Origin of the sequence: Peptoniphilus grossensis (assembly GCF_001940285.1) — a bacterium.
In the GTDB taxonomy this organism is placed as follows: Bacteria; Bacillota; Clostridia; order Tissierellales; family Peptoniphilaceae; genus Peptoniphilus_A; species Peptoniphilus_A faecalis.
Window position 1 is genome coordinate 1090919 of sequence record NZ_MJIH01000001.1, and the last position, 17170, is coordinate 1108088.

The window sequence follows — 17170 nt, forward strand, 5'->3', positions numbered from 1 at the left end:
AATAGAGAGTCAAAAATTTATTCATAAAAATTTATTACATTTTCAATTAAAAGAAGATTAGTTATACTCCCAATACCACCGGGCACAGGAGAATAAGCCTTGATTTTTCCCTTGACAGATTTTTCGTCAAGATCTCCCCTATATTTTCCCTCACTATTTTTTGACGTTCCAATGTCAATTACAATTGCATCCTCATTAAAATAACTTGCATCTAAAGTTTCAGCACGACCCATTGCAGTAAAAATTATCTCTGCTGATCTTGTGTGTTTTTTAAGATCCACTGTACCCACATGACATATTGTAACTGTAGCAAGATCCCTTAAAAGATACATCATAAGAGGTTTCCCAACAACATTTGAGTGATTTATAATAACTGTATCCTTGCCCCTTAATTCATAGCCATAAAACTTTAAAAGTTCATAGGCTGCCTTTGGTGCAAGGGGAGTAAATCCACTCACATCACCACTAAAAACTCTAGCTCTGTTTATTGGGTGCATACAATCCACATCTTTTTTTGGGTCAATGGCAAGAGAAATTTTTTCCTCGTCAAAATTTTCAGGAAGAGGCCTAAAAATAATTATTCCGCCAACTTTTTCATCGTCATTTAACTTTTTTATTCTTTCAATTACTTCATCTTCCCTTACATCTTCTTTAAACTCATTAGAATCAACATCAACACCGAGTTTGTCCGCAGTCTTCTTTATTCCCTTTTCATAGGCAATACTACCATAATCGTCGCCCACTCTTATAGTAGAAAGAATAGGCTTGGATTTTAGTTTCTTCACTTTTTCAATTAACCTACCCATTTTTTTATCAACATAGTCCTTGGCATATAAAATTTTAGTCATTTCCCCCTCCTTTTGGAATATAAACCTCCACAGCTTCCTTTAAAATTTTTATATCAACTGGCAAGCTAGGCCCTCTATTGCCATCTATATCCATTATAACTTCTTCTGTACCCAATGATGAAATTTTTGCTTCCTTTAAAGTATAATGGACAACACTATCTCCTTCTTCAACTTCTCCAGCAATTGAATCCTTTAAAACCTCAAGTCTGTCTTTTATAGAATCACTTGTTAAAATAAATAAATCGGCATTTCCACTATCTCTTTCCTTATCTATATTTGTAAATTCTAATTTCCCAATTTTATTTGAAAGAGCAACTATTAAGTGATCTACTGACCCACTATACTCACCGCTATCTGATTTTACTTCTAAATTGTATTTTTCAGATGAGGTTAATTTTTCTATGGATTTTTTTATATATGCCATCCCTCCAAATTTTGATTTTTCTTCTGAAGATACTTCGTGAATGGCTTCTGGAACTGCACCGATAGATGCAAATAAGCTAAAAACTTTATCATTTGCCTTGCCTAAATCTATTTTTTTCGTCCTTATAAAATCAAAGGACAATAATGCACTTTCTTTATCTTCTGGAATTTCTAATTTTTTTGCTAATAAATTTCCCGTACCTCCAGGCAAAATTAAAAGTTTTGCTTTTGAGGAAATTTTATTCATCCCCATTAAAACTTCATTTACTGTTCCATCGCCACCATATACTCCAATAGCGTCGACATTTTTCACTTCTTCAACAAAACTTGTGCCGTCGCCAGCTTCCTTTGTTTCTCTTAAAATTATTTCATCAAAATACTTTTTAAGTTCTTCATTAATTTTTCCAATAAATTCTTTTCCACTTTTATCGCCTGAATTTGGATTATAAATAAACAAAATTTTCATATTTCTCCTAATCATTAATTAATATACAATCATTCCACCATTTGGTGAAATTATCTGCCCCGTCATATAAGAATTTTTGTCTGAAATCATAAATGCTACTAACTCAGCAATTTCTTCTGTGGTTGCAAGTCTACCCATAGGTATATCTTCTGATAGAATACATAAATTTTCTTCTCCGATTTTATTTGTCATTGGCGTGTCAACAGCTCCTGGAGCAATAGCATTCACTGTTATGCCTGAGTATCCCAATTCTTGTGCCAAAGCCTTAGTAAGTGCATTTATTGCACCCTTAGTCGCCGAATAATGACTTTCCATAGCTCCTCCAACTATGCCCCAAATAGAAGACATATTTAAAATTTTTCCAGAATGTCTTTCTAACATATAGGGTAGAGCTGCGTGAATAGAATTGTAAACTCCCTTTACATTTACATCAAATATCTCGTCCCAAGTTTTTTCATCTATGTCTTGGAAAAGGGCATAACTAGAAATCCCAGCATTGTTTATCAATATGTCCACTCCCTTAAATCTTTTTGAAACTTCATTAAACATATCTTCCACTTCGACAAATTTTGTAACATCTGCCTTTATTGCAAGGGCATCTCTACCCCTTTCTCTAATTTCTTTCTCTAATTCTTTTGCTTCTTTTTCTGATTTATTGTAATTAATTATTATTCTGTAATCTTCTTTTGCAAGTCTCTTTGCAATATCTCGCCCTATTCCCCTTGAGGATCCTGTTATAAGTACAGTTTTCATCTCACACCAACCTTTAATTTAATTATACCGATCTCTTATTACTATTTAAATAGATATTATTTTATAAAATCTTTACGCAAAAAAAGCTACGCCCTTAGACATAGCTTTTTAGGTAAATATGCTTTTTAATTATAATTCTATTCTCGCTTCATCCTCAAAGTCTTCTTTTGGAATAGGTCTTTTTACAATGTGTTTGTAATAGATTTTTTCAACTGCCATAGAAATAGCATTATCGCCAGTTACATTGGCTGCTGTACCGAAAGAGTCTTGAGTTAGATATAGTGAAATTAATATTGTAGCAAGTGTTCCTGATGAATCAATTCCAACTACTGGCAAGAATGGAAGGGCACTCATTACTGCTCCTCCTGGTGCTCCTGGTGCTGCTACCATCGCAACCCCTAGAATTCCTATAAATTTAATAAGTAGTGTGAAAGAGTGATCCATGTTAAACATTGAAAGTAATGTAAATACACAAGCTGTTAAAGTAATCATAGATCCAGCTAAGTGAACAGTTGCACATAATGGAATACAAAATTCTCTAATTTGTCTTGTTACGCCCATTTTTCTATTACAAGCAACATTAACAGGGATAGTAGCTGCTGAAGATTGAGTTCCTACTGCTGTTAAATAAGCTGGAACTGCGGCTCTTAAACATTTTACAGGGTTCCTTCCAGTGTATCCTCCTGCTGCTGTAAATAGAATAACCATGTATAGTAAGTGCAAAATAATAATACATAGGAATATTTTCCAGAATATTCCAAGAATTGCAAATACTGAACCTGAATATGATAAGTTACAGAAGTTACCAAAAATAAAGAATGGAAGTAGAGGAATTACAAATTTTGCTAATACTAAATTTATGATTTCGTTGAATTCGTTAATTCCTTTGTAGAAAGTTTCTCCACTGCCCTTTGCTCTTAATGCTGAAACTGTAAGTCCTAACATAAACGCAAGTACAAGTGCTGCAGTTACATCGATGAAAGCTCCTAGCGGAATTTCAAAGAATGGTGCAATTTCATTTGCTGTTGCTTTTTGAACTTGTTCTGCAAGTTCTGGCTTAATAAAGCTTGGGAATATAGTCCTTGCCATTGTATAAGATAGTGAACCTGCAATAAGTGTTGATGCATAAGAAAGTCCAACTGTTACTCCTAAAAGTTTGCCAGCACCTTCTGATAGATCTGCAATACCCTTAGATACAAAGGCGATGATCATCAATGGAATAATGAAATTTAAAAATGCTCCAAATAATCCAGAGATTGTGATTGCTACTTTAGTTACCCATGCTGGCAAAAATTGACCAACAAGAATACCTAGTGCAATAGCTATTATAAGTCTAGGTATTAGACCTATTTTTTTCTTTTTTTCTGTCATTTTAATCCTCCTTAATATTCAAAAACTTGGACCTAATACATTGTCCAGTTTTTGTACCTGCTAATCCGCCAAGACCAGTCTCCCTAATTGATTCATGCAATAGATGCCCTACTTCGCCCATTGCCTGACAGACTTCGTCAAAAGGTACAATTGATTTTATACCCGCAAGGGCCATATCAGCTGATATAAAAGAATTTATAACACCTGAGGCATTTCTAAAAGTGCATGGATACTCTACTAGTCCTGCAATTGGATCGCAGGCGAGCCCCATTACATTAACAAGTGTAATGCTGGCTGCATTTAGTGCTTCTTCGACACTTCCGCCAAGCATTTCTACTAGTGCAGCTGCTGCCATTGCACTGGCAGAACCACATTCAGCTTGGCATCCACCTTCAGCACCAGCGAATGTAGCATATTTACCAATGATTTGCCCTATTCCTATTGATGTCAAGAGTCCATTTATTAAAATATCATCATCAAGACCATACTTTTCTCTTGCCGCCATTAAGGCTGCTGGCATAATACCAGAACTTCCAGCAGTTGGCGCTGCCGCAATAATTCCCATATTTGCATTAGTCTCTGATGTGGAAAAGGCCATAGCCATAGTCCTCGCTAGAAATTTACTAGTTAAAGGATCTTTTTCTTTTTGATAGTTGTTCATTTTTTTTGCAAAACCGTCTATCATTTTATATTCTGTATCATAAACTTTATCTAAAGTTTCATGAGAGGAAGATTTCATAACTTCTAAAATTTCTTTTAGCTTATCCTTCATTTCCTCTTCAGATATTTTAAGAGTCTTTGTCTCAGACTCTAATACTAAATCATAAAAGTGAAGATCTTCACTTTTACAAACTTCTATAATTTCCTTAGCAGTATTTAACATTTAAACCTCCACATATTTTGATGTTAAATATCTGGAATTATTTAACAATTTATTTTTTAGATTTTCGTTAGCATTTTCATCTAACTCAACAGTTAGGGTAACAATATTTGTCAGTTCGTCCTTAGTCGTGTTAATAGATTCAATATTATAATTATCATCGGCTAATGCCGTTGAAACTTCAGCTATAACGCCCTTTTGCTCATTGTATTGAAATAAAAATGTTGGGAATTTTCCGTCAAACTCAACTTTTATTCCATTTATGTCAACTATGACCATATTGCCTCCGCCAATTGAGGAACCGATTACATATTCACTACTTCCATCTTTGTAATTGAATTTTATTTTAACAGTATTTGGATGATATTCTTCTCCTAAATTTGTCGGGATAAAAGAGTATTTTACACCTCTCTCCTTTGCTATTTCATAAGCATCTCTAATAGAACTATCATAAGTTTTAAAACCCATTATTCCACCTAAAAGAGCTCTATCAGTACCATGTCCCTTATATGTATATGAAAAGGAGCCGTGTAAATAAAATTCCACGTTTTCATAATTTTTAGGGCAGATTTTTGCCGCAACTCTCGCTATCTTGCAAGCGCCTGCAGTGTGAGACGAAGATGGACCAACCATTATAGGTCCAAGTATCTCAAAGGAACTATATTCTTTCATTAGCTTACCTCCTCGCTAATATATTTTATCATAAAGGGATACTATTGTGAAATAATTTTATTCTTCCTCCTTCCGCAAATCAACAAATTTGCTTAAATATAGCATATTATGAATATATTCTTTAATTCTCATAATTAATAATGCAGTTTATCCTATTACAGTGCTGCCAAAAATAACAATATCGTGAAATATTTCTTGCAAGTATTTTATAAATACTATAACATTAATTTGAAGATATCATTTTCATTAATAAGGAGGAATATATATAAATGGTTGAAAAAAGAAAAAAGTTAGAGACCAAAACGATGTCGGTGGTTTTTTAAAGGGTGTAGAAAGAATTGGCAATAAATTACCGCACCCCGCAATGATTTTTGCTATACTCAGTGCAATCGTAATCATAGTATCTTATTTTGCAGCTAAATCAGGCATGAGTGTTACATATTTCGACGCAAAAGCTAAGGAAGAAGTAACTAAAGAAGCCATTTCTCTACTTAATTGGGAAGGGCTTGCTTATATCTTTAACTCTGCAACAGAAAACTTTACAGGATTCGCTCCCTTGGGAACAGTTCTTGTGGCTATGCTTGGTGTTGGCGTTGCTGAAAATAGCGGTCTTTTTGATGCTACACTTAAAAGACTTCTATCAAATGTAAATCCTACGCTTTTAACTGCAACAGTAGTATTTGCCGGAGTAATGTCAAATATTGCATCTGATGCTGGATACTTAGTAGTAGTTCCACTAGGAGCTCTTATCTTTGTAAATGCTGGTCGCCATCCCCTTGCCGGTATTGCCGCAGCTTTTGCAGGTGTAAGCGGTGGTTTCTCTGCAAACTTATTGCTTGGCACAACAGACCCACTACTTACAAATATTACTAACGAGGCCCTAAAGGCAGGAGGAATTGATCTAACACTTGCAGCTACTTGTAACTGGTACTTCCTATTTGTATCTACTTTCTTAATTACAATTATAGGTACTCTTGTAACTAATAAAATTGTCGAAAAGAACTTAGGAGAATATAAGGGATCTTACAAGGCAGATTCAACGCCTCTTACAGACCTAGAAAGAAAGGGACTTAGAAATGCTCTTATATCCTTTATAGTATTCGTAATAGTTATGGCATTTTTAATGTTCCCAGCAAATGCACCTTTTAGAGCTTTCGAAGAAGGCAAAAATGCAATGACCCTTAAATATTTCTTAGGTAATGGACTTATTCCAGGGATGCTACTATTATTTATGATTCCTGGGATTGCCTATGGAAAAACTGTAGGAACAATAAAAACTTCACATGATCTTGTCGATGCAATGACAAAGGCAATGAAGGGCATGGGCGGATATCTTGTTCTCGCCTTCTTTGCAGCACAATTTGTATCTTATTTTAACAAGACAAACTTAGGTCTAATCCTTGCAAAAAACGGAGCGGACTTCTTAGAATCAATTAAATTAAAGGGACTTCCACTTCTAATTATGTTTATCTTGCTTTCAGCTTTTCTAAATTTATTTATGGGATCAGCTTCAGCAAAATGGGCAATTATGGCTCCAATTTTTGTTCCAATGATGTACGAACTTGGACTATCACCTGCCCTTACACAAGTTGCCTATAGAATTGGCGACTCTTCAACAAATATAATTACACCTCTTATGTCTTACTTTGCAATGATAGTTGTATTCATGCAAAAATACGATGAAGACTCTGGGCTTGGAACTCTCACATCAATGATGCTTCCATATTCAATATGTTTCCTAGTAGGTTGGACAGCACTAATGATTGTATGGTATCTATTGGGACTTCCTGTTGGTCCAGAAGCACCGCTTCATGTACAAGACATGGTATCGATGTTATTTATCTAAAATAAAATATACTTAAAAATTATCCCGATGGATTTTCCATCGGGAATTTTTATTGTGTTTGCACTATATTCTATAATAATGCCTAATTATTTCTAATATATTTCTATCTTTAAGCCCTTTAATTTTAATCAACCCACACCAAAATCAGTTATTTCAAATAAAATATCTACATGAGGATCATCCTCAAGATATCTATATTTTTCCACGAACCATTTTACAAGCTCTTCATCTCTTTTTATTTCAGTTGAATTATTCATAAAAATATTCACAGTTGCATGGGAAAAGTTTTTTATGATTTCCATGTCCTTATCTATCATTTCCTTTGTCTGACCCTTTATTCCCACCATGACACAGGGAGAGTCGAAGTATTTTTGTACTTCCCTATAATCTTTAAAATTTGCTCCCTTTTTTAAAACCCCTTCTCTAAAGTCATTGTCAAAAGTTTCTACACCAATTTTAAATGTAATTGGCACCTTAAAAAAACTTCTGATTTCATCAAGCCTATTTCTATAAATCCAGTGTGATTCAAAAAATAATCTCTTAATATTTTTTTCTTCTACAACTTTTTTTATTTCCCTTAAAGTATTTTCTGTTAGTTCAAAAACTGATGCAGAGTCAATTACTTCTAATACGCCAAATTCACCACTTACGTTTTTTAAAACCTCAAAATTTACCTCGTCAATTCTTTTATCATCTCTATCATTGTCTTCTATATAATCGCAAAAGGTACATCTTCCCCATTTGCATGGTCTTGCCTTTAAAAGCACGATTTCTCTTTTAATCTTATTTATAATTTTTGAATATCTATTGATAAAATCATCTCCCTATAACAAAGTCTTTTTACAATATTATTTTAACATATTATATATGTCCTATATCTAGGTTGACACCTAATGGACTTTTCTTTATACTAAAGTTTGCAAAAGATGTTAAGTATGTGTAAAAATTAATTAAAGGATCATATTTTCTTAAAAAATAAAAGTTTTAATATGATTATAGTATAAGTAATAAGTAAAAAATTTTTTTAATATAATTGTGAGGAAGTATATGTCAGTAAAAATAATTGTAGGATCAACTTGCGATGTTGAAGAAGATATTAAGAAGGACTTAATCGTCGTTCCCCTCCATGTAACCTTTGGAGAAGAAGACTTTTTAGATTCAATTGATATTACAAAGGATGAATTTTATGAAAGGCTTGAAAGGAAAAAAGAATTTCCTAAGACAAGTCAACCCACACCCATGGCCTTTATGGAGGCCTACAAAAAAGTCATTGATAACGGTGATGAAGCAGTAGTAATAGTTATTTCTTCAAAATTATCTGGCACTTATCAAAGTGCAAAAATAGCTGCCAAGGGTCTTAATGATAAAATTTTTATTGTGGATTCTCTCAATGTTTCCAATGCAGAAGGTGCCCTTGTGGATTTTGCAATGAAACTTGTCAAAGAAGGAAAGTCTGCAAGAGAAATTTCAGAAATTCTAGAAGAAGTAAAAAAGAAATTAAGGCTTATGGTCTTAGTTGACACTTTGGAATACCTTGAAAGGGGCGGAAGAATTTCAAAAACATCTGCCTTTGTAGGAGGTCTCTTCTCTGTAAAAGTTCTCCTCTCAATGGAAGATGGAGCCATTGCAACTGCCGGCAAGGCAAAGGGAATAAAAAATGCCAATAATTTATTTATTCGTGAAATCGAAAAAAGGGGATCAATTGACTTTTCCATGCCTATTAAACTTGGATACACTGGCAGAGATAGTAGCAAAATTGAAAAGTATTTAAGAGAAACAAAAAATCTCTGGGAATGCAAAATACATTCCCCAGAATTTATCCAAATTGGAAGTGTAGTAGGAACTCACACAGGTCCTGGCGCACTCTTTTTAGCCTATTTTAGCAATTAATCCTTTTAATACTTTCTACATAGAGTTTTCATTTAATATTTTTTCATTTTAAGTTATTTATTATTGTAAAAATTTTTATGAGTTAAATAATATTGAAGAAAATAATTGTAGATGGGATTAACTTTTATTGCGATGACTTGAAGATAAATAATTATATAAAAATATTAAAGATTTGATAGGAGAGTAGCCATGGCGAATCTGCAATGGCTTTATTTCTATAAAGATAATGACTATGTACATTTACTAATTAAGCTAGATATTTCTAGCTTTTTTAATTGTCTAAATATCCAAGTAAATTTTTATTTCCCCAAGACTAGATTCCTTTATCAAATTGTAATTCTGTGGTAAAATGAAAATACTAGGAGTTGATTTATTGGAAAAAGAAACTGATTTTAAGGGACTCTTTAGACTTTTTACAAGGTCTATAATTATTTCCATGATTGGAATGATTTTTCCCTTTTTTTATATTTTATTTCCTTCTATGTATGTAGTTGAATCTGTAAAAGAAGGAATTATGAAAGTGATGGCGACTTTAATTGCAGTTGTCCTCTTAATAGCTGTCCTATTGGGACCCATATATGCAATAATTATTTTTACAATCTTTGGACCTTTCATCTTGATTTTTCACTATATGATTAGCACCAATAGATCTGTTTCCATGACTATTACGGCGACATCTCTTATATTTTTTACATCGATTATGGTTCTATTTTTTGCCTTTGGCATAAATAGCGATGTGCTAAATTCAAGGGAAACTATTAACACGATTACAGGTTTCTATACAAATGTCGCAAAGGAAGCGGGACTTTCTCAAGTTGATTTGTCTAATTTTGCTCAAAGTGCTGAAATTTATTACAAGAGATTTTTGCAAATTCTTCCCTCTGTTTTAATTATTATATCCTTAGTTATTTCCTATATAACTTACACAACGGCTGGAAGAACATTGCTTTCAAGGGGAAAATTTATATTGCAACCTTCCTCTCTTGAATTTTTAAAATTTCCAAAAGAAATTCTCATGCTATCAATTGCCACAGTTGCAATACTTTCTTTGGCTGGCGAATATTTTGGATCAAGCGCTCAGATTTTTACATTAAATTTAATGAACTTAGTTTACTTCATGCTCTTTATAGCAGGTATAAGTGTAGTTAAATTTTTTATGACGAAGTTTGGTTTTAAAAGTTTTTTACAATATCTATTAATTGGTCTATGCCTTACTATTTCTTCACTCCAAATATTTGTGATGATAATTGGTGCAATTGACCAAATTGTTAACTTTAGAAAAATTAATTAAGTGAGAATAATATGAAAAATAATTATAAAATTAGCGATTTTCTCCCCTATCTTGTCTTTGGAATTGCCCTAGTTATTATTTTAATAATCCTAAATCCATTAATTGGTTTTATTTCAATTTTGGGTTTTGCTTATATTTTTTATATAACTTATAACAAGATCAATAATAAGAATGTCGAGACTATCAAACACATTGAAAACTTAAATGAACAATTTGATTCTTTAACTAAAGAAGCAATTTTTGACATGCCCTTTCCCCTTGTAATTACTGATGAAAAGGCAAAAATCTTGTGGTACAACACTCCCTTTATAAATTTATTTAAGGAAAAGACTTTAATCGATGGCGACCTTGAAAATTTAGTTAAGGATATTGACATCTCAAATATAATAAATAGAAGTGGTGCAAATACACTTCCCATTGAGATTAACAAAAGATTTTTTAATGTCTACACAAATATTTGTGAAAATAAATCTAAATCCGCTGACAGCAAATCTGTGCTACTTTATTTTGTAGACAACACTGCCTACAAAAATTTAAAGGACAAATACACAGAGGAATATCCCATTATTGCAAAAGTAGAAGTAGACAATTTCTCAGAAGCAATAAGCAGTGCTCCCTCAGAGATTAGACCTCTTTTAATTGCAGACATTGACTCAACTATCTCTCAATATTTTGAAGAATACGATGCTTTGGTTAAAAAGGCTGACGAAGACTTATATTTAGTTGTCATGAATTATAAATCTTTAAATTCCCTTAAAGAAAAGAGATTTGACATACTCGATGATTTAAGAGATTTAAATAAGGGCAACTCAATTCCCATTACTTTATCCATTGGAGTTTCTTCCTTTGGGCTTAACTTTAAAGAGGCCTATATGGAAGCTGACTCATCTCTTGACCTTGCACTAGGTCGTGGCGGCGACCAAGCCGTTGTAAAAGTCGACGACAATTATGCCTTCTTTGGCGGAAAGTCAAAAGCTGTTGAAAAGAGAAATAAAGTTAAGGCAAGAGTTATTGGCGAAGCTTTAAAACAATTAATCGACAGATCTGAAAATGTCTACATTATGGGACATCAAAACCCTGATATGGACGCAATTGGTGCGGCTATTGGTTGCCTGCGTGCAACTTTAAATAGAAATAAAGAAGGTTATATAGTCCTTGAAAAATCCAATCCATCCATCGACAATTTAATCGACAGGATGAAGGAAGAGGAGCCAGAACTTTACAAAAAAGTCATATCAAGAGAAACGGCAATGAACACCATTAAGCACTCCTCTCTAATAATTTTAGTGGACAATCACAAGCCATCCTTTACTGAATATCCAGACCTCTTGAAGGAAACTAGCCAAATAGTAGTAATAGATCACCATAGGAGAGGCAAGGAATTTGTAGAAAATCCCGTCTTGTCCTATGTAGAACCCTATGCCTCCTCAACTTGCGAGCTCATAACTGAAATGCTCACTTATATGTCAGAGGATTTAAATTTAACTCATTTTGAGGCAGATGCTCTCATGAGTGGTATAGTTGTAGACACAAAAAACTTCTCTTTCCAAACAGGCGTAAGAACCTTTGAAGCTGCCTCAGTTTTAAAAAGAGCTGGTGCAAATATGTTAAAAGTAAAGGCACTTTTCCAAGATGATTTAGATACTATGCTTTACAGAGCAGATGTAATTCACAACACAAAAATCATTCACGACAATATTGCCGTATCGAGATTTGAAAAGGAAGCAAAAAATTCTGTATTAGTTGCAGCACAGGCTGCCGATGCCCTTCTCGACATAAATGGCATTGACGCATCCTTTGTTCTTACAATTAATAATGGCAAAACTCATATTTCAGGCAGATCCCGTGGAGAAGTAGTTTCAGTTCAATTAATTCTTGAAAAAATAGGCGGCGGCGGCCACTTAAATATGGCTGGTGCACAAATTGATACACAAGATTTAGACAAAGCAGAAAAGATTTTAATAGAAGCCATAGAAGAATATTTAGAAGAAAATAGAAGCGAGGAATAACATGAAAATAATTTTATTAAAAGACGACAAAAATTTAGGACCAAAGGGAAGCATAGTTAACGCAAAAACTGGCTATGCTAGAAACTTTTTAATCCCAAGAGGAATTGCTATTGAAGCTACTCCCGAAAACTTAGAAATTTGGAAGAAAAATAAAATCGAAGAAGAAAAATTAGAAAAGGAAAATCGAGCAAAGGCCAATGAAATTAAGAAAAAACTCGAACAATTAACCCTTACTATTAAGGCAAAAGCTGGAGAAGGTGGAAGACTTTTTGGTGCAATAACTTCTGGCGACATTGCAAAAAATTTAAAGAGCGAATATAAAATTGAAGTGGACAAGAAAAAAATCGACTTGTCCGAAAATATTAAAGAAGCTGGAATGAAAAACATCGACATAAAATTATATCCCGATGTAATTGCAACTTTAAAGGTAAATGTTAGACCGGAATCTTGATTGATATGGATGTAAATGGAGAAAACTTAAATTCTGTTGAAAATTTAAAAATGCCTCCTCACAATCTTGAAGCAGAGGAATCGGCGCTAGGTTCTATGATGCTTTCAAAAGAAGCAATCACTGCATCTATTGAAATTTTAAAAACAGAGGATTTTTATCAAGATGCCCATAGAAAAATTTATGACGCAATTTTAAATATCTACAACAGAAATGAACCTGCAGATGTAATAACTATTGCAGAAGAATTGAAAAAAACTGAATCCCTAGAAGAAGTTGGAGGTATAACATATCTCGCCGACTTGTCTTCAAATGTAACAGCTGTTTCAAATATTAGATCCTACTGTGAAATTATTAAGGAAAAGGGCGTTTTGAGAGAACTAATAAATGCCTCCGATAAAATTATTTCTGCCGCTTATTCATCTGATGCAAGGGCAGACCTTATTATCGAACTTGCAGAAAAATCTGTCTTTGAAATAACTCAAGACTCAACAAAAAATGGTCTAGTAAATATTAAAAATATTGCCCTAGATTCCTTTGCTGATTTGGAAATGAAGGCACAAAATCCAAATGCCCTCACTGGACTTACAACTGGTTTTATAGACCTTGATAGAAAAATTTCTGGACTTCAAAAGTCTGATTTAATATTACTTGCGGCGAGACCTTCCATGGGTAAAACTGCCCTTATGGTAAATATCGCAACTAATGCAGCATTAAGAGGCGGTGCATCAGTTGCCATTTTTTCCCTTGAAATGAGCAAGAACCAACTTTTCCAAAGGATTATTTCTTCAAATGCCCATGTAGACCTTCAAAAAGTTATTAGCGGAAACTTAAATGAAGAAGAGTGGACAAAAATAATTAACACAATGCCAATTATATCCAATCTAAAAATGGAAATTGACGACACTGCCGGCATCTCTCCTCTGGAACTAAAGGCAAAGTGTAGAAGAATGAAAATAGAAAAGGGACTTGACTTAATAGTAATCGACTACTTGCAACTTATGCAGATGAATTCTAGAGCTGAATCAAGGCAACAAGAAATTTCTGCAATATCGAGAAACTTAAAGGCAATTGCAAAGGAACTTGAAGTTCCCGTTATTGCCCTATCACAACTTTCTCGTGCACCTGAACTAAGAACAGATCACAGACCAATTTTGTCTGACCTTCGTGAATCTGGTGCCATTGAACAAGATGCAGACATAGTAATGTTTTTGTATAGAGATGAATACTACACAAAGGAAGAATCTGAAAAGCCAAATATTGGCGAAGTAATCATTGCAAAACATAGAAACGGTCCTACAGGAACTGTTGAGTTGATGTTTAAAAAGGAATTTACAAAATTTTTAAATTTACAAAGAAATTAATAATAAGGCTCTTGTCATTGACGAGGGCCTTATTTATCTTTTCTCAATCAAATGTTATAATAGCTTTGTCAAAAAATGGAGGTAAATATGATTTCAGACATAATAAAAGTAATAGTCCTTGGACTCATCGAAGGGCTGACAGAATTTTTACCTGTTTCATCAACAGGTCATCTTATAATCGCAGATAGCTTTATAAAACTTGAGCCAAAGTCCTTTTCCAATGCCTTTAGCGTAATTATACAACTGGGTGCAATATTAGCAGTAGTATATCTCTACTTCTACGATATAAATCCAATTGCAAGGGGAAAACTTGTACCAGTAATTGGTGAAGAAAGATATGAAAGCTTATCCTTCAAGGAAAAATTTAAGTATAGAGATCTTGAAACAATGCGACTAATTGCAAAAATAATCATTGGATTTTTGCCCGCAGCTTTTTTTGGGTTTTTATTAGACGATTTTATCGACGCACATCTTTTTAATCCAATTACAGTTGCAATTGCACTTATTGTCTATGGATTTATAATTATTTTTATGGAAAAAAATAATAAAAACAAAGAATTTAAATACAAAAGTTTAAATGACATTGGGCTTAAAACCGCATTACTAATTGGCTTTTTCCAATGCCTTGCCATGGTTCCCGGCACATCTCGTTCTGCCGCAACAATTATTGGCGCAATGCTACTGGGTTGTTCAAGGACAAGCTCCGCAAAATTTTCCTTCTACCTTGCAGTGCCAACTATGCTTGGAGCAACTGCCCTTAAAATTTTAAAAATCGGATTTTCCTTCACCCTTTGGCAATGGTTTTTGATAATCCTTGGCGGACTTATTTCTTATATAGTTGCCCTTGTAGTAATTAAAAAATTCCTTGGCTATGTTCGTGAACACGACTTTATTCCCTTTGGCTATTATAGAATAGTCCTTGGAATAGTAGTTTTATGCCTTGGCTTTTTTAACATTATATAATTTGAGGTTATTATGAAAGATTTTAATGTTGGAATAATTCAGTTGCCTGCCACTGGCGACAAAGAAAAAAACTTAAAGACAATGGAAGAATATATATCTTGCGCAAAAAATAAAGGTGCCGATGTAATATGCCTTCCAGAAATGTGGAACTGCCCCTACCAAAATTCTTACTTCACAAAATTTGCCGAAGAAGATTTTGGAAAGACTTACAAAAAAATGAGTGAAGTGGCAAGGAAAAATGAAGTCTATTTAATTGGAGGCTCAATCCCCATTAAATCTGGCGAAAAAATTTACAATAGATCCTATGTCTTCGACAAAGAGGGCAAGGAAATTTACAGATATTCAAAGATAAATCTCTTTGACATCGAAGGCTACAAGGAGTCTGACACAATTTCTGGCGGCAAATCTCTAGGCGTTTTTGAAACAGAATATGGCATCTTTGGCCTTGCAATTTGTTTTGATTTAAGATTTCCCGAGCTCTTCCAAAGTTTTCGCAACTACGGTGCTGAAGTAATTTTTGTGCCATCGACTTTTATGAAAAAGACGGGCGAAGTTCACTTTCACCTTTTAAATAGAGCTCGTGCAGTAGACACTCAATGCTATATAGTTTCTCCTGCCATAGCAAGAGATGCCAAACTTTCCAAAAATGCCTACGCACATTCCCTATGCGTATCACCAAGTGGCGAAATAATCGCAGACCTTGGCGAAGAAAAAAATCTTGCTATAGTAAAATTAGAAAATGAAAAAGTAAAAAGAGAAAGAGAAAAACTTCCCCTAGAAGTCTCAAGAAAAAATAGAAAACTATAAGGACTACCACATTGTGATAGTCCCTTTTTTATTTTTTTATTTTAACTTTTTAAATTCCCCTAGTGTAGAGATAAAAGGAATAAATTGTAGGTATGGCTATGGCAAAAATCACAACACCAAAAATTAAAGCCTCACTTTTAATAAAGGGATAGGCAAAAAAAGTTAATCCCATCATAATAAATGAAATTCCGCCAATTCTATGAGTTCTCCTCCAATTTTCGTCGCTATTTAAAGTCCAAGGAAGCTTAATTCCCATGGTGTAATTTCTCTTTACCTTTGGCATGTAATTTCCAATGACTACAAACAAAATTCCAATTGCTAGAGAAATTATAATGCTAGTGTTTACTTCCCTACCTAGTCCATATAAAACTGTTATTACATAGATTACAATCATCATAAGGGGAAAGGTCATCTTAGTAATAGTCATAAGTAAATTATTTTGCAACCTATTTTTTGGATCATTGTCCAGCATAAAGCAAAGGAAAATATTCATGGCAACTAAAAACAAAGGAACTCCTATCATAGCCTCAAATTTTGAGCCATAGGCATCTACTTCATTGTTAAAATTCCAGTGAGTAGGAAGTTCTCTTGGCATTTTGTTATAAAAAACTGCACTAAAAAATATTAAAATAATAATTGATGCAATTATGGAATAAATGCTGCTTTCTCTAAATCTAAACTTATTTTTCATCTTGACCTCCTTTAAATTTCACAATCCATGTCAAAATTTCTTCAAAAACCGAAGTGTTTAGCTCATAATAAATAAAATTTTTTTCTTTAGTTTCGTAAATCAAATCCTGCTCTCTTAAGATCTTTAGGTGATGAGAAATTGTTGCCTTTGTCAAATCAAAATTATCGGCGATTTCCCCTGCATTCATCCTGCCATTTTTCCTGAGCATATTTAAAATCTCAAGTCTAACAGGGTCGGATAGGGCTTTAAAAGTATTAGAAAACATAATTCACCTTCTTAAATATTTTGATATCTATCTAAATACTTAATTTTATTATATAGAAATTTTCATAAAAGTCAATTTTGTTTTTTTCAAAATGCTTTTATAGAAAGACCTTGAAAGGGATTAAAAAATTGAATTAGATTAATTTTCCCTGATTATTCTAGTTCTTATTACATCTTGCAACTT

16 protein-coding genes and 1 pseudogene are annotated in these 17170 nt (G+C 33.4%); 8 read left to right on the top strand and 9 right to left on the bottom strand.

Annotated features, from left to right (window positions below):
- Positions 1–17: 17 nt before the first annotated feature.
- From BIV18_RS05330 to sdaAB, 6 genes are all read right to left on the bottom strand, one after another.
- Complete coding sequence (locus BIV18_RS05330; RefSeq protein WP_075659625.1) at positions 18–848, bottom strand: bifunctional 5,10-methylenetetrahydrofolate dehydrogenase/5,10-methenyltetrahydrofolate cyclohydrolase; 831 nt, start codon at positions 846–848, stop codon at positions 18–20.
- The gene (locus BIV18_RS05335; protein WP_075659626.1) at positions 841–1737 is read right to left on the bottom strand and encodes a diacylglycerol/lipid kinase family protein; all 897 of its coding nucleotides are present in this window, start codon (positions 1735–1737) and stop codon (positions 841–843) included. Before BIV18_RS05335 ends, BIV18_RS05330 begins: the two co-directional genes overlap by 8 nt.
- Positions 1738–1755: 18 nt before the next feature.
- Positions 1756–2490, bottom strand: coding sequence for an elongation factor P 5-aminopentanone reductase (gene ymfI, locus BIV18_RS05340; protein WP_075659627.1), 735 nt, complete (start codon positions 2488–2490; stop codon positions 1756–1758).
- 129 nt (positions 2491–2619) lie between these two features.
- A complete protein-coding gene (locus BIV18_RS05345) occupies positions 2620–3861 on the bottom strand; it encodes a dicarboxylate/amino acid:cation symporter (protein WP_075659628.1) in 1242 nt (413 codons plus the stop codon).
- A 1-nt stretch (position 3862) separates the two neighbouring features.
- Positions 3863–4744: an L-serine ammonia-lyase, iron-sulfur-dependent, subunit alpha gene (gene sdaAA, locus BIV18_RS05350; protein ID WP_075659629.1), complete on the bottom strand. Its 882-nt coding sequence runs from the start codon at positions 4742–4744 to the stop codon at positions 3863–3865.
- Complete coding sequence (gene sdaAB / locus BIV18_RS05355) at positions 4745–5413, bottom strand: L-serine ammonia-lyase, iron-sulfur-dependent subunit beta (RefSeq protein WP_075659630.1); 669 nt, start codon at positions 5411–5413, stop codon at positions 4745–4747.
- Positions 5414–5690: 277 nt separating this feature from the next.
- On the opposite strand from sdaAB, the pseudogene BIV18_RS05360 reads away from it, so the two are divergent.
- A pseudogene (locus tag BIV18_RS05360) lies at positions 5691–7259 on the top strand (AbgT family transporter); the annotation flags it as partial.
- Between the two features lie 128 nt (positions 7260–7387).
- Here BIV18_RS05360 and BIV18_RS05365 read toward each other — a convergent pair.
- Positions 7388–8071: a radical SAM protein gene (locus BIV18_RS05365; protein WP_075659631.1), complete on the bottom strand. Its 684-nt coding sequence runs from the start codon at positions 8069–8071 to the stop codon at positions 7388–7390.
- Positions 8072–8306: 235 nt separating this feature from the next.
- On the opposite strand from BIV18_RS05365, the gene BIV18_RS05370 reads away from it, so the two are divergent.
- From BIV18_RS05370 to BIV18_RS05400, 7 genes are all read left to right on the top strand, one after another.
- Positions 8307–9149 carry a DegV family protein gene (locus tag BIV18_RS05370; protein WP_075659632.1) on the top strand — a complete coding sequence of 281 codons (843 nt, stop codon included), beginning with the start codon at positions 8307–8309 and terminating at the stop codon, positions 9147–9149.
- Between the two features lie 349 nt (positions 9150–9498).
- Entirely contained in the window at positions 9499–10440 is a 942-nt protein-coding gene (locus BIV18_RS05375) for a DUF2232 domain-containing protein (protein WP_075659633.1), read from the top strand.
- Between the two features lie 11 nt (positions 10441–10451).
- The gene (locus tag BIV18_RS05380) at positions 10452–12449 is read left to right on the top strand and encodes a DHH family phosphoesterase (protein ID WP_075659634.1); all 1998 of its coding nucleotides are present in this window, start codon (positions 10452–10454) and stop codon (positions 12447–12449) included.
- 1 nt (position 12450) lies between these two features.
- Positions 12451–12900: a 50S ribosomal protein L9 gene (rplI, locus tag BIV18_RS05385; protein WP_075659635.1), complete on the top strand. Its 450-nt coding sequence runs from the start codon at positions 12451–12453 to the stop codon at positions 12898–12900.
- Between the two features lie 5 nt (positions 12901–12905).
- Positions 12906–14261 carry a replicative DNA helicase gene (gene dnaB, locus BIV18_RS05390; RefSeq protein WP_178385774.1) on the top strand — a complete coding sequence of 452 codons (1356 nt, stop codon included), beginning with the start codon at positions 12906–12908 and terminating at the stop codon, positions 14259–14261.
- Positions 14262–14348: 87 nt separating this feature from the next.
- Positions 14349–15224 (top strand): undecaprenyl-diphosphate phosphatase, encoded by an 876-nt coding sequence (locus BIV18_RS05395; protein WP_075659637.1) that lies wholly within the window; start codon positions 14349–14351, stop codon positions 15222–15224.
- 12 nt (positions 15225–15236) lie between these two features.
- Positions 15237–16031 (top strand): carbon-nitrogen hydrolase family protein, encoded by a 795-nt coding sequence (locus tag BIV18_RS05400; protein WP_075659638.1) that lies wholly within the window; start codon positions 15237–15239, stop codon positions 16029–16031.
- A gap of 49 nt (positions 16032–16080) precedes the next feature.
- Here the strand turns inward: BIV18_RS05400 and BIV18_RS05405 are convergent, their stop codons facing one another.
- Positions 16081–16722 (bottom strand): SdpI family protein, encoded by a 642-nt coding sequence (locus tag BIV18_RS05405; protein ID WP_075659639.1) that lies wholly within the window; start codon positions 16720–16722, stop codon positions 16081–16083.
- Positions 16712–16987 carry an autorepressor SdpR family transcription factor gene (locus BIV18_RS05410; RefSeq protein ID WP_075659640.1) on the bottom strand — a complete coding sequence of 92 codons (276 nt, stop codon included), beginning with the start codon at positions 16985–16987 and terminating at the stop codon, positions 16712–16714. Before BIV18_RS05410 ends, BIV18_RS05405 begins: the two co-directional genes overlap by 11 nt.
- Between the last annotated feature and the right edge of the window lie 183 nt (positions 16988–17170).

Bases quoted from the DNA above. Each gene is read 5' to 3' on its own strand.
- BIV18_RS05405 (WP_075659639.1), bottom strand. From the start codon at position 16,722: ATGAAAAATAAGTTTAGATTTAGAGAAAGCAGCATTTATTCCATAATT.
- BIV18_RS05370 (WP_075659632.1), top strand. From the start codon at position 8,307: ATGTCAGTAAAAATAATTGTAGGATCAACTTGCGATGTTGAAGAAGAT.
- sdaAB (WP_075659630.1), bottom strand. From the start codon at position 5,413: ATGAAAGAATATAGTTCCTTTGAGATACTTGGACCTATAATGGTTGGT.
- rplI (WP_075659635.1), top strand. From the start codon at position 12,451: ATGAAAATAATTTTATTAAAAGACGACAAAAATTTAGGACCAAAGGGA.
- BIV18_RS05400 (WP_075659638.1), top strand. From the start codon at position 15,237: ATGAAAGATTTTAATGTTGGAATAATTCAGTTGCCTGCCACTGGCGAC.
- BIV18_RS05395 (WP_075659637.1), top strand. From the start codon at position 14,349: ATGATTTCAGACATAATAAAAGTAATAGTCCTTGGACTCATCGAAGGG.
- BIV18_RS05410 (WP_075659640.1), bottom strand. From the start codon at position 16,987: ATGTTTTCTAATACTTTTAAAGCCCTATCCGACCCTGTTAGACTTGAG.
- ymfI (WP_075659627.1), bottom strand. From the start codon at position 2,490: ATGAAAACTGTACTTATAACAGGATCCTCAAGGGGAATAGGGCGAGAT.
- BIV18_RS05335 (WP_075659626.1), bottom strand. From the start codon at position 1,737: ATGAAAATTTTGTTTATTTATAATCCAAATTCAGGCGATAAAAGTGGA.
- BIV18_RS05330 (WP_075659625.1), bottom strand. From the start codon at position 848: ATGACTAAAATTTTATATGCCAAGGACTATGTTGATAAAAAAATGGGT.
- dnaB (WP_178385774.1), top strand. From the start codon at position 12,906: ATGGATGTAAATGGAGAAAACTTAAATTCTGTTGAAAATTTAAAAATG.
- BIV18_RS05380 (WP_075659634.1), top strand. From the start codon at position 10,452: ATGAAAAATAATTATAAAATTAGCGATTTTCTCCCCTATCTTGTCTTT.
- BIV18_RS05375 (WP_075659633.1), top strand. From the start codon at position 9,499: ATGAAAATACTAGGAGTTGATTTATTGGAAAAAGAAACTGATTTTAAG.
- sdaAA (WP_075659629.1), bottom strand. From the start codon at position 4,744: ATGTTAAATACTGCTAAGGAAATTATAGAAGTTTGTAAAAGTGAAGAT.
- BIV18_RS05345 (WP_075659628.1), bottom strand. From the start codon at position 3,861: ATGACAGAAAAAAAGAAAAAAATAGGTCTAATACCTAGACTTATAATA.